Below are 11681 nucleotides of genomic sequence, written 5' to 3'. Positions count from 1 at the left end.
GTGGGAGAGTCCCAGGCACCGAATCCGGCTCGCCGATCGCGAGGCTGAGGGTCACTCTCCCAGGCGCACTAGGATGGGAGGGCATCAGGTGATCACCCGAGACGACCGAAGGCTGGAGATCCACATGGCGACGGCGAGTCCGAACGCGGCGCCCTCGGACGTACCCGGCGGCGCCGAACGGCACGACCACTCGCCGGTGCGCGAGAACCAGCCCCCCGTCCCGGTGCTGCCCGCGACGACGCTCGCCGACGCGGGAGAGCTGCTGCGTGCCCTCGCGGCGCCCGTGCGGATCGCGATCGTGCTGCAGCTGCGCGAGGCCGACCGGTGCGTGCACGAGCTCGTCGACGTCCTCGACGTCGCCCAGCCGCTGATCAGCCAGCACCTGCGCGTGCTCAAGGCCGCGGGCGTCGTCCACGGCGAGCGCAGGGGCAGGGAGGTCGTGTACCGGCTGGTGGACGATCACCTGGCGCATATCGTGATCGACGCCGTCGCACACGTGCAGGAGGACCAGGCATGACATCCGCGACTCGCGGGCCCGCGCCGATGCCGGGGCGCAGGGCGACCAAGCAGCGAGCCGCGGTCGTCGAGCTGCTCACCGAGATCGACGACTTCCGCTCGGCGCAGGAGCTCTACGACGAGCTGCGCAAACGCGGCGAGGGCATTGGGCTGACGACCGTGTACCGGACGTTGCAGTCGCTGTCGGACGCCGACGAGATCGACGTCCTGCGCACCGACTCCGGCGAGGCGCTGTACCGGCGCTGCTCCGAGCACCACCACCATCACCTGGTGTGCCGCCACTGCGGCTTCACCGTCGAGGTGGAGGGCCCCGCCGTGGAGCGGTGGGCGGAGAAGATCGCCTCGGGCAACGGTTTCTCGGACATCAGCCACACCATCGAGATCGTGGGCACCTGCTCGGCGTGCGCGCAGCGCAACGGCGGCTGAGCGGCGCGGTCGGCGCCGCTCAGTACTCGTAGGGATCGCGCGGCGCCGGGACCTGGCGCAGGGTCCCCACGGTGAACTCGGGGACGTACCCGGCCTCGGCCGTGTTCACGTCCGGCACGACCTCGCCCGTCACCTCCAGCCAGGTGTCCGCGGCCAGCTCGTCCGCCTGGTCGCCGTCGAGCTGGACCTGCACCGGATAGCCGTCGGCGGCGCAGCAGCCGATCACCATCCGGGCCAGCCACGTCTCGCCCTCGTTGTGCACCACGAAGCCCGTCAGCGTCACCCGTCGTCCGTCGACCGAGCCCGCCTCGTCCCAGCCCGCCCTGCTGACGAAGTCGGTGAGCGTCATCCGCAGCGGGTCGCCCGGCGGCAGCGGCGGGAACGACGCCGACGCGAAACCCGCCGTCGAGCCGGATCGCGTGCGGGTCACCGAGTCCGAGCCGAGCGCGGGCGGCGCCACGAGGAACACCGCCAGCACCGGCACCATCAGCAACCACGCCGAGCGCGCCGGGTGATCGTGCTCGTGTCCGGGCAGCAGCGTGCCTGGCCGCTCCCGCGCGGCGAGCACGTCGCGCACGATCGCGACGGCGCCGAGCAGCACCGTCACCGCGCCCGCTCCGAGCAACCACGGCTGGTGCGCCGGTTTGACGTAGCGCAGGTAGTCGCCGGTGAGCGCGATCTTCAGCAGCGCGCCGCCCAGCAGCAACAGCAGGATGTTCTGCGTCTCGCGCCTCACCGCGCACCTCCGAGGAAGAGCAGCCCTGCCACGACCCCGCAGACCACCGACACCACGAACGTCGCCGGCGCGAACCGCAGTGCGAACGGCCTGCCGAACGTGCCCGCCTGCAGCGCGAACAGCTTCAGGTCCACCGCGGGGCCCACGACGAGGAACACGAGCCTCGGCAGCAACGGCAGCGCCGACAGCGACGCCGCGACGAACGCGTCGGCCTCACTGCACAGCGACAGCACCACGGCCAGGATCGCCATCACGAGGATCCCCAGCACCAGCTGGTCGCCGAGCGCGCCGAACCACTCCCCCGGCACGAGCACGCCCAGCGCGGCCGACACCAGAGCGCCGAGCACGAGGAACCCGCCCGCGTCCACCAGGTCGGCACGTGCCGTCTCGGCGAAGGTCTTCCACCGATCGCGGCCCTCGACCTCGGGCAGCCTGCGCAGCGCCCGCTCGGCGATCCACTCGAGCTTGCCCCAGCGAATCCACAGCCAGCCCATGATCATCGCGGTGAACAGGGAGCCGACGAAGCGCGCCAGCACCATGCCCGGCTCGCCGGGGAACGCGACGGCGGTGGACACGATCACCACCGGGTTCACCGCGGGCGCGGCGAGCAGGAACGTCAGCGCCGCCGCCGGGGCGACGCCCTGGCCGATGAGCCTGCGCGCCACCGGCACCGACGCGCACTCACACCCCGCGAGCGCGACGCCGGAGACCCCGGCGACGCCCACGGCCGCGCTCTCGCGGCGCGGCAGGACCCTGTGCAGCACCCTGGCGGGCACGAACGCCGCGATGGCTCCGCTGATCAGCACGCCGAGCACCAGGAACGGCAATGCCTGCACGCACACCGCCACGAACACGGTCGCGCCCGTGCGCAGCGCGGGCGAGTCGAACACCGACTGCAGCCACGACTGACCGAGGATCGCGACCAGCAGCACCACGCACAGCACCTCGACCGAGGTGATGCGCAGCCGCCGCTCCGGCCGGGTGGGCGCGGTCTCGCCCACTAGCCGAGTAGTTCGGTGCGCACCTGCGACGCGGTGGACACCACGAGCATCAGCAGCGTGCCCAGCGGAGCGACGTCGAGGCCCTGTGCGGGGAACGCGTAGCGCAGCGTCAGGTCCACTCCGCGTTCGGAGTGGACGATCCCGAGCGTGCCGAACAGGCCCTGTCCGGCGCGTTCGGCGACCGCGGCGGCGAGCGCGGCGTCGTCGGGCAGATCCCAGCCCACCACGCAGGTCAGGCTCAGCACGGCCAGCCCGTCGGCCAGGCGCATGGCCTGTACCACGCACGGCACGTCGGAGTGCGCGAACGTGAGCGTGCCGTCGTCGTCGACGCGGACCTCGAGATAGGTCTCCAGCGCCTGTTTCGCCGACGTGAGCAGTTCCGCGGTGTCAGCTGCCTCGGTCGTCATGCCTTGGCTCCCTTCGTGGCGGCGTCCACGGCGCCGCCGAAGCGGCGATCGCGCTTGGCGTACTCCAGGCACGCCTGCCACAGCTTGCGTCGGTCGAAGTCGGGAAAGAGCGTGTCCTGGAAGACGAACTCGGCGTAGGCCGACTGCCACAGCAGGAAGTTCGACGTCCGCAGCTCGCCGGAGGGCCGTAGGAACAGGTCCACGTCCGGCATCTCGGGCTGGTACAGGTACTTCGCGAGTGTGCGCTCGTCCACTTTGTCCGGGTTGAGCTCGCCCGCGGCGACGAGCTTGGCGATGCGCCTGGCCGCGTCGCCGATCTCGGCCCTGCCGCCGTAGTTCACGCACATCGTCATGTTGAGCAGCGTGTTGTGCTTGGTCTTCTCCTCCGCGGCCTGCAGCTCCTTGATCACGCTGCGCCACAGCTTCGGCGTGCGGCCCGCCCAGCGGATCCGCACGCCGATGGAGCCGAGGTAGTCGACCTGACGGCGGATGGTGTCGCGGTTGAAGCCCATGAGAAAGCGCACCTCGTCGGGGCTGCGCTTCCAGTTCTCGGTGGAGAAGGCGTAGACCGACAACCACTTCACGCCCAGCTCGACGGCGCCGCTGGCCACGTCGATCATCACGGCCTCACCGCGCTTGTGACCCTCGATCCGGGGCAGTCCGCGCTGGTTGGCCCACCGGCCGTTGCCGTCCATCACCAGCGCGACGTGGTTGGGCACCAGCTCGGCCGGGATCCGCGGCGGGCGATCGCCGGACGGGTGCGGGTCAGGCGCCCGGACCTCCTGGAACGCCTTCAGTGACGCCGCTTCCTCGCGTCCCCTGCGCCGCACCTGTCACCTCCGTGTCGCCCGACATCGCGTCCGACCCTAACGCGCCGGTGATCGGAGCCTCGCGGGCACGGCGTTCGACGAAGGGCAGCGAGCGCAGCTGACGCTCCAGATGCCACTGCAGGTGCGCCGCGACCAGCCCGCTCGCGTCGCGGCGCGCGCCCGCGAGCGATCCCTCTGCCACCGGCCAGTCGCCGTGCAGCAGCGCGGCCAGCAGGACCAGCACCTCGGGAGCGGGATGCACCGAACCGGGCGTGCGGCACCGGCCGCACAGCGAGCCGCCTGCCTGAACGTTGAACGCGTGGTGCGGGCCGGGCTCGCCGCACCGGGCACACTCCGTGATGGCGGGCTCCCAGCCCGCGAACGCCATCGCTCTCAGGAAGAAGGCGTCGAGCACCAGCGACGAGTCCCGCTGCCCGTCCGCCAGCGCCCGCAGTGCGCCCACGACCAGCAGATACAGCTTGAGCGCGGGCTCGCCCTCCTCGGCGGTGAGCCGGTCGGCGGTCTCGGTGATCGCGACCGCCGAGGTGTAGCGCTGGTAGTCACCGACGATCGGCAGCGCGAACGCGTCGATCGTCTCGACCTGCGTGATGACGTCGAGCGTGCGGCCCGTGTAGAACTGCGTGTCGACGTGGTTGAACGGTTCGAGCCGGGCACCGAACCGCGACGTGGTGCGCCGGACGCCCTTGGCGACCGCACGGACCTTGCCGTGCCGCCGGCTGAGCATCGTGACGATGCGGTCGGCCTCACCGAGCTTGTGCAGCCGCAGCACCACGCCGGTGTCCCGATACAGACTCACCTGCCCATGGTCCCACGGACCGGCGGCTCAGAAGCCGAGGCGGCCCAGTTGCTTCGGGTCGCGCTGCCAGTCCTTGGCGACCTTGACGTGCAGGTCGAGGTACACCTTCGAGCCCAGCAGCGCCTCGATGTGCCTGCGCGCGTCGGCGCCGACCTGCTTGAGCCTGGCGCCCTGGTGACCGAGCACGATGCCCTTCTGACTCGGGCGCTCGACGAAGACGTGGGCGTAGATGTCGATGAGGTCGTCACGGCCCTCGCGCGGGATCATCTCCTCGACGGTCACCGCGATCGAGTGCGGCAGCTCGTCGCGCACACCCTCCAGCGCGGCCTCGCGGATGAGCTCGGCGACCAGCGTGACCTCGGGCTCGTCGGTGAGGTCACCGCCGGGGTAGAGCTGCGGCCCCTCCGGCAGCCTGCTCACCAGTACGTCGGAGAGCGTGCTCACCTGGTAACCGTCCACTGCGGACACCGGCACGAGGTCGGCGAACTCCAGGACGTCCTGCAGTGCCACGAGCTGCTCGGCGACACGGTCGGGAGAGACCAGGTCGGTCTTGGTGACGATGCCGACCACCGGCGTGCGCCTGGCGATCTTGGCGAGCTCCGCGGCGATGTAGCGGTCGCCGGGACCCACCTTCTCGTTGGCGGGCACACAGAAACCGACGACGTCCACTTCGGACCACGTCGAGCGCACGACGTCGTTGAGCCGCTGGCCGAGCAGCGTGCGCGGCCGGTGCAGACCGGGAGTGTCGACGATGATCAGCTGCGCGTCGTCGCGGTGCACGATGCCCCGGATCGCGTGCCTCGTGGTCTGCGGCTTGCTCGAGGTGATCGCGATCTTGGTCCCGACGAGCGCGTTCGTGAGCGTCGACTTGCCCGCGTTGGGCCTGCCGACGAAACAGGCGAACCCGGACCGGTGTTGTTCGGTCACGAAATGATCTCCTGCACGGTTCCCTCGGAGTCGGCCCGCAGAATCGGCGCCTCGGCGGCGAGGTCGCGCACGGCGTGCACGGACGCGCCCTTGACCAGCGGGTCGTTGGTGACGACTGCCGCGGCCTCGAGCCCCTCCGCCCCGCTGGACACGGCGGCGGCGACGGCGGCCTGCAGCGCGGTGAGCTTGAACGAGGGCAGGTCGACGGTCGTCGCGGCGTAGGTGCGGCCATCGGTGTCGCGCACGGCGGCGCCTTCCTTGGCCTGGGTGCGAGCCCGTGCGGATCGGGCGAGGATGACGATCTTCTCGTCCTCCGGGTCCAGGTCAGGCATGTTCGACGCTCCTATCGCGCTCTTCGTTTCCGTTCTGGCGCGGGGGCGCCCAGTCCTCGTCGACGGGCCTCGCCACGACGGTGGTGATCCGCATCCTGCCTCGCCGGTCCTTGCCGCCCTCGGCCCGGAGCCGCAGGCCCTCGACCTCGGCCTCCGCGCCCGGCAGCGGGACGCGGCCGAGGCGCTGCGCGAGCAGCCCGCCGACGGTCTCCACGTCGTGGTCGGAGAGGTCGACGTGGAACAGCTCGCCGAGGTCGTCGATGCCAAGGCGGGCCGACACGCGCACCACGTGCTCGTCGATGTGCTCGACGGGCGGGCGTTCGCCGGTGTCGGACTCGTCGGTGATCTCGCCGACGATCTCCTCCAGGATGTCCTCGATCGTCAGCAGTCCCGCGGTGCCGCCGTACTCGTCGACGGCGATCGCGAGGTGGTGGCGCGACACCTGCATCTCCTTCAGGAGACTGTCGAGCCGCTTGGAGTCGGGCACGAAGTTGGCCGGGGTCATCAGCTCGCTCACCCTGCGCCCGGTGCCGCCCTCCGCCATCGACGCGCTGGCCAGGTCCTTGAGGTTGACCACGCCGACGATGTCGTCCACCGACTCGCCGATCACGGGCAGCCGGGTGAACCCGGTTCGGATGGACAGGGCGAGCGCCTGCCGCACGGTCTTGCCCTGCTCGATCCAGACGAGCTCGGTGCGCGGCACCATCACCTCACGCGCGACGGTGTCGCCCAGCTCGAACACCGAGTGGATCATCTCGCGCTCGTCGGTGCCGACGACGCCGCGCTCACCGGCGAGGTCGACGAGCTCGCGCAGCTCGGTCTCGGTGGTGAACGGGCCCTCGCGGAAGCCCTTGCCCGGCGTGATCGCGTTGCCGAGCACGATGAGCAGCCTGCTCAGCGGGCCGAGCACGGTGCCGAGCACGCGCACGGGACCGGCCACGAACGTGCCGACGCGGTACGGGTGCTGCCTGCCGACCGTGCGCGGGCCGACACCGACGAGCACGTAGCTCACGAGCACCATGATCAGGCCCGCGGCGAGCACGGCGAGCACCACCGGCTGGAACCAGCGCAGGCTCACGATGGTCACGAGCACCGTGGCGGTGAGCTCGCAGCCCATCCGCAGCAGCAGGAGCAGGTTGATGTGCCTGCTGCGCTCACCGATCACGGCGAGCAGCTGGCGGGACCCGACGCGCCCCATCCGGATCAGACCCTCGACCCGCGCCTGGGAGACGGTGCTCACCGCGGCGTCGGCGGCCGCGAAGACGCCACCGAGCAGCACCAGCAGTGCGGCGATGACCAGTAGAACGGCGGAACTGGTCACGGGGTCTCCTGTTCGGTCCCTCCGTCTAGCCCGGCCGCCCCGAGCAGACGGTCGTCGTTGGTGCGCTGGACGTCGCGGCGGTCCGCGGCGAGCGCGGCGGCGCGGAAGTCGGCGAGGATACGCTTCTGCAGACCGAACATCTCCCGCTCCTCGGCGGGTTCGGCGTGGTCGTAGCCGAGCAGGTGCAGCACCCCGTGCACGGTGAGCAGGTGCAGCTCCTCCATGAGGGAGTGCCCCGCGGTGCGCGCCTGGTCCCTGGCGAAGGCCGGGCACAGCACGATGTCACCCAGCAACGCGACGGAGGACTCCGGCGCGTCGGGGCGCCGCGTGGACTCCAGCTCGTCCATGGGAAACGACATGACGTCGGTGGGGCCCGGCAGGTCCATCCAGCGCTCGTGGAGGTCCTCCATGACCTCGAGCGTCACCAGCAGCACCGACAGTTCGGCGAGCGGGCTGACCTCCATGCGCTCCAGCGCGAACCGGGCCGCCGCCACGATGGAGGTCTCGTCGACCCCGACACCGGATTCGTTGGCAATCTCGATGCTCACGGGAGTTCTTGCCTCCTTCGTGCCTCATCCGGCAAGAACTCCCGTGAGGCACGAGTGCTCTGTGCCCGTCGGAGCATTTTCTCGCTGCGCTCGTCGATGCTCATCGCCCGCCGACGGCCTTTCCGTTGCCCGCGGCGGCGTCCTGGCCCGCCTGCCACTTCTCGTAGGCGTCGACGATGTCGCCGACCAGCTTGTGCCGCACCACGTCCTGGCTTGTGAGCGAGGCGAAGTGCAGGTCGTCGACGCCCTCGAGGATGTCGCGCACGATGCGCAGGCCGCTGCGCTGCCCACTGGGCAGGTCGACCTGCGTGATGTCGCCCGTGACCACGACCTGCGAACCGAAACCGAGGCGCGTCAGGAACATCTTCATCTGCTCGGGCGTGGTGTTCTGCGCCTCGTCGAGGATGATGAACGCGTCGTTGAGGGTGCGACCGCGCATGTAGGCCAGCGGCGCGATCTCGATCGTGCCCGCCTGCATCAGCCGCGGGATCGACTCGGGGTCGACCATGTCGTGCAGCGCGTCGTACAGCGGCCGCAGGTATGGATCGATCTTCTCGTACAGCGTGCCGGGCAGGAACCCGAGCCGCTCCCCCGCCTCGACGGCCGGCCTGGTGAGGATGATGCGGTTGACCTGCTTGGCCTGCAACGCCTGCACGGCCTTGGCCATGGCGAGGTAGGTCTTGCCGGTACCCGCGGGCCCGATGCCGAAGACGATGGTGTGCTTGTCGATGGCGTCGACGTAGCGCTTCTGGTTCAGCGTCTTGGGGCGGATGGTGCGGCCGCGGCGCGAGAGGATGTCCATGCTCAGGACCTCGGCCGGCGACTCCGAGGTGCCGGTGGAGAGCATCCCCACGGTGCGGCGCACGGTGTCGGGACCGACCTGCTGCCCCTTGGTCGCGAGGGTCACGAGCTCGGCGAAGACCCGCTCGGCGAAGGCGACGTCGGCCGGAGCGCCGGTGAGCGTGACCTCGTTGCCCCTGACGTGCACGTCGGCATCGAGGAGGTCTTCCGCGGCGCGGAGGTTCTCGTCACGTGAGCCGAGCAGAACGAGCGCGGCGGCGTCGGGAATCGGGAACTTCGACTGGGCCGACTGAGCTTGTTGCGCTGCTTGCGCTGCGGAGTCTGCTGGTTGCTGCGGAACGGTTCCGGCCACGTGGCCTCTGGCCTGCTTTCTGCACGTACGTGCCACTCGGATGGTGCGGGCTGTCATGTCGATGCTAACGGCACCGCCACGTCAGGGCAGGTAGATTACCCGGCCTCACCGGAGTAACGCCCGAAGTGCCCGAGCTGTTCCCCGCCGAGCACGTGTGCGTGCACGTGAAACACGGTCTGACCTGCGTCGGAGTCGGTGTTGAAGACGACCCGGTACCCGCCCTGGGTGAGCCCTTCGAGCTTGGCGACCTCGGCCGCGGTGCCGATCACGTCGGCGAGCAGCCGCGGGTCGGCCGACGCCAGTTCGGCGACGTTGCGGTAGCGCTTCTTCGGCACGACGAGCACGTGGGTGCTGGCCTGGGGATTGATGTCGCGGAAGGCCAGCGTCGTCTCGGTCTCGTGCACGATCTCGGCCGGGATCTCCCTGGCGATGATCCGCTCGAACAGCGTGTCGGCGTCGCTCATGCCCGCACCTTAGCGCCTTGCTCCGACAGCGAAGATCGACCGACCACGAAGCGCGGTGAGGGGAGAATTTCTGTCAGAGGTGGAGGCTAGGGTGCCGCGGGGCGGTGAAGCCTGGGGGTCGCTCCACTCGCCACCGCGGCGCCGCCGGACCGAGGGGGGAGGTGTCCGGCGGAGTCTCCGGCCTGCGTCCATTCGTGTTGGCCGATCGTTAACGAGGGTAACGGTTGCGCGGTGAGCTGCGCCAGGACTGACTGGGAAAACCAACGAATTAGTGGCGTGGGGCGAATTACCCGCGTCCGTTCGGGCTATCGCCAGCGTGCGGTCAGGGCACCGAGCGCACCGAGAGCAACAGCGCCCGCCGTGGAGGTACGCAGCACGGTGGGGCCGAGCCGCACCTCGACGGCGCCCGCGTCGCGCAGCGCGGCGAGCTCCTCGGCGGTGATACCGCCCTCGGGCCCGACGACGAGGTAGAGATTCCCTTGCTGCGGAAGGGTTGTCGCGGCCAGCGTGTGCTCGGCGCCCGCCTCGAGGACGTAGGCGCCGTCGGCGGAGGCGAGCAGCGCAGCGAGCTGCGCGGTGCTCACGGGGTCGCCGACCTCGGGGACCCGGCCGCGGCGGGCCTGCTTGGCGGCGGAGCGGGCGGTGCCGCGCCAGCGGGCGAGCGCCTTCTCGCCCCGGGGACCCTCGTCCCAGCGCGCGATGCTGCGGGCGGCGCGCCACGGCAACACGGCGTCGGCTCCGGCCTCGGTCGCCAGCTCGACGGCCAGCTCACCCCGGTCGCCCTTCGCCAGTGCCTGCACGATGGTGACGCGCAGTGCCGGTTCCGGCTCGTCGCGGCGCGCCTCGATGGTGAGCTCCAGCCACGGCTCCCGGCCGGGGTGCACGCCGTCGACGACGCAGTCGGCGACGCCGCCGCAGCCGTCGGAGAGCGTGAGCCGCTCCCCCGGCCTGGTACGGCGGACGGTGACGGCGTGCCGTGCCTCCTCGCCGTCGAGGACGGCTGGACCGCCCTCGGGCAGCCGGTCGACCAGGAAAACGGGTGGCGTCGTCTCCGTCACCGGCTCTTGGCGCGCAGCTTGGAGAACAGGCCGCCGTGCTTGGAGCCGTTGCCCGCGAGGGTCGGGGCCTCCTCGCCGCGCAGCTGGGCCAGCTCGCGCAGCAGCGTCGACTGCTCGTCGTCGAGCTTGGTGGGCACCACGACGTCGACGTGGACGTGCAGGTCGCCCCTGCCGTCGACGCGGCCGGACGAGCGCAGCCTCGGCATGCCCTTGCCGGGCAGCACGAGCTCGGTGGCCGGCTGGGTGCCGGGCTCGATGTCGATCTCATGCTCGCCGTCGATCAGCGTCTCCAGCGGCACGACGGCGCCGAGTGCGGCGCTGGTCATGGGGATGCGCAGGTGGCAGTGCAGGTCGTTGCCCTGGCGGACGAAGACGTCGTGCGGCTCCTCGTCGATCTCGACGTAGAGGTCGCCAGCCGGGCCGCCGCCGGCGCCGACCTCGCCCTGGCCGGAGAGGCGGATGCGCATGCCGTCGCCGACACCGGGCGGGACCTTGGCGGTGACGTTGCGGCGGGCGCGGACCCGGCCGTCGCCGCCGCACTGCTGACAGGGGTCGGTGATGACCTCGCCGAAGCCGCGGCACACCGGGCACGGGCGGGCCGTGACGACCTGTCCAAGGAACGAGCGCTGCACGGACTGGATCTCGCCCTGGCCGTTGCAGGTGTCGCAGGTCTTGACCGAGCCGCCGTCGGCGGAGCCGCCGCCCCGGCAGCGGTCACAGAGGATCGCGGTATCGACGGCGATCTCCTTGTCGACACCGGTGGCGCACTCCTCGAGCGAGAGGCTGAGCCGGATCAGCGCGTCGGACCCGGGCTGCACGCGGCTGCGCGGGCCCCGCCCACGCCCGCCACCGGCGGCCGCGCCGAAGAAGGCGTCCATGATGTCGCCGAGACCGCCGAAGCCCGCGAACGGGTCGCCGCCACCGCCGCGGCCGGCGCCGTTGTCCATCGGGTCGCCACCGAGGTCGACGATCTTGCGCTTCTGCGGGTCGGAGAGAACCTCGTACGCGGTGGTGACCTCACCGAACTTGTGCTGCGCGTCCTCGGACGGGTTGACGTCGGGGTGCAGCTCCCGCGCGAGCTTGCGGTACGCGCGCTTGATCTCCTGATCGGACGCGTTCTTCGGCACTCCCAGAGTGCCGTAGTAGTCCCTCGCCACCGTTTTGAC

The 11681-nt window shown here is 71.0% G+C and carries 15 protein-coding genes; 2 read left to right on the top strand and 13 right to left on the bottom strand.

Annotation, left to right across the window (positions count from 1 at the left end):
- The first annotated feature begins 124 nt into the window (after window positions 1-124).
- Together JHE00_RS19760 and JHE00_RS19755 are read left to right on the top strand one after the other, a co-directional pair.
- Window positions 125-517 carry an ArsR/SmtB family transcription factor gene (locus JHE00_RS19760; RefSeq protein ID WP_200320443.1) on the top strand — a complete coding sequence of 131 codons (393 nt, stop codon included), beginning with the start codon at window positions 125-127 and terminating at the stop codon, window positions 515-517.
- On the top strand, window positions 514-942 hold the full coding sequence (locus JHE00_RS19755) for a Fur family transcriptional regulator (protein WP_230424550.1): 429 nt from the start codon (window positions 514-516) through the stop codon (window positions 940-942). The genes JHE00_RS19760 and JHE00_RS19755 overlap by 4 nt, the downstream gene beginning before the upstream one ends.
- Window positions 943-961: 19 nt before the next feature.
- On the opposite strand, the gene JHE00_RS19750 is transcribed toward JHE00_RS19755, so the two are convergent.
- From JHE00_RS19750 to dnaJ, 13 genes are all read right to left on the bottom strand, one after another.
- Entirely contained in the window at window positions 962-1678 is a 717-nt protein-coding gene (locus JHE00_RS19750) for a TIGR03943 family putative permease subunit (protein WP_200320133.1), read from the bottom strand.
- Entirely contained in the window at window positions 1675-2679 is a 1005-nt protein-coding gene (locus tag JHE00_RS19745) for a permease (RefSeq protein ID WP_200320131.1), read from the bottom strand. Before JHE00_RS19745 ends, JHE00_RS19750 begins: the two co-directional genes overlap by 4 nt.
- A complete protein-coding gene (locus JHE00_RS19740; RefSeq protein WP_200320129.1) occupies window positions 2679-3086 on the bottom strand; it encodes a YbjN domain-containing protein in 408 nt (135 codons plus the stop codon). Before JHE00_RS19740 ends, JHE00_RS19745 begins: the two co-directional genes overlap by 1 nt.
- Window positions 3083-3916 carry an isoprenyl transferase gene (locus JHE00_RS19735; RefSeq protein WP_200320127.1) on the bottom strand — a complete coding sequence of 278 codons (834 nt, stop codon included), beginning with the start codon at window positions 3914-3916 and terminating at the stop codon, window positions 3083-3085. Before JHE00_RS19735 ends, JHE00_RS19740 begins: the two co-directional genes overlap by 4 nt.
- Window positions 3852-4712, bottom strand: a complete 861-nt coding sequence (gene recO, locus JHE00_RS19730; protein ID WP_200320125.1) for a DNA repair protein RecO — start codon at window positions 4710-4712, stop codon at window positions 3852-3854. The genes JHE00_RS19735 and recO overlap by 65 nt, the downstream gene beginning before the upstream one ends.
- Window positions 4713-4739: 27 nt before the next feature.
- On the bottom strand, window positions 4740-5639 hold the full coding sequence (gene era, locus JHE00_RS19725; protein ID WP_200320123.1) for a GTPase Era: 900 nt from the start codon (window positions 5637-5639) through the stop codon (window positions 4740-4742).
- The gene (locus JHE00_RS19720) at window positions 5636-5971 is read right to left on the bottom strand and encodes a cytidine deaminase-like protein (protein WP_200320121.1); all 336 of its coding nucleotides are present in this window, start codon (window positions 5969-5971) and stop codon (window positions 5636-5638) included. The genes era and JHE00_RS19720 overlap by 4 nt, the downstream gene beginning before the upstream one ends.
- Complete coding sequence (locus JHE00_RS19715; RefSeq protein ID WP_200320119.1) at window positions 5964-7292, bottom strand: hemolysin family protein; 1329 nt, start codon at window positions 7290-7292, stop codon at window positions 5964-5966. Before JHE00_RS19715 ends, JHE00_RS19720 begins: the two co-directional genes overlap by 8 nt.
- The gene (gene ybeY, locus JHE00_RS19710; RefSeq protein ID WP_200320117.1) at window positions 7289-7840 is read right to left on the bottom strand and encodes an rRNA maturation RNase YbeY; all 552 of its coding nucleotides are present in this window, start codon (window positions 7838-7840) and stop codon (window positions 7289-7291) included. Before ybeY ends, JHE00_RS19715 begins: the two co-directional genes overlap by 4 nt.
- A 100-nt stretch (window positions 7841-7940) precedes the next feature.
- Window positions 7941-8993: a PhoH family protein gene (locus JHE00_RS19705; protein ID WP_200320115.1), complete on the bottom strand. Its 1053-nt coding sequence runs from the start codon at window positions 8991-8993 to the stop codon at window positions 7941-7943.
- A gap of 95 nt (window positions 8994-9088) precedes the next feature.
- Entirely contained in the window at window positions 9089-9457 is a 369-nt protein-coding gene (locus tag JHE00_RS19700; protein WP_200320113.1) for a histidine triad nucleotide-binding protein, read from the bottom strand.
- A 305-nt stretch (window positions 9458-9762) separates the two neighbouring features.
- Complete coding sequence (locus JHE00_RS19695) at window positions 9763-10515, bottom strand: 16S rRNA (uracil(1498)-N(3))-methyltransferase (protein WP_200320111.1); 753 nt, start codon at window positions 10513-10515, stop codon at window positions 9763-9765.
- On the bottom strand, window positions 10512-11672 hold the full coding sequence (gene dnaJ / locus JHE00_RS19690; RefSeq protein WP_200320109.1) for a molecular chaperone DnaJ: 1161 nt from the start codon (window positions 11670-11672) through the stop codon (window positions 10512-10514). Before dnaJ ends, JHE00_RS19695 begins: the two co-directional genes overlap by 4 nt.
- Window positions 11673-11681 lie beyond the last annotated feature (9 nt).

The organism is Prauserella cavernicola (assembly GCF_016595675.1).
Taxonomy (GTDB): Bacteria; Actinomycetota; Actinomycetes; order Mycobacteriales; family Pseudonocardiaceae; genus Prauserella_A; species Prauserella_A cavernicola.
This window is presented reverse-complemented; position numbering and strand designations above follow the sequence as displayed.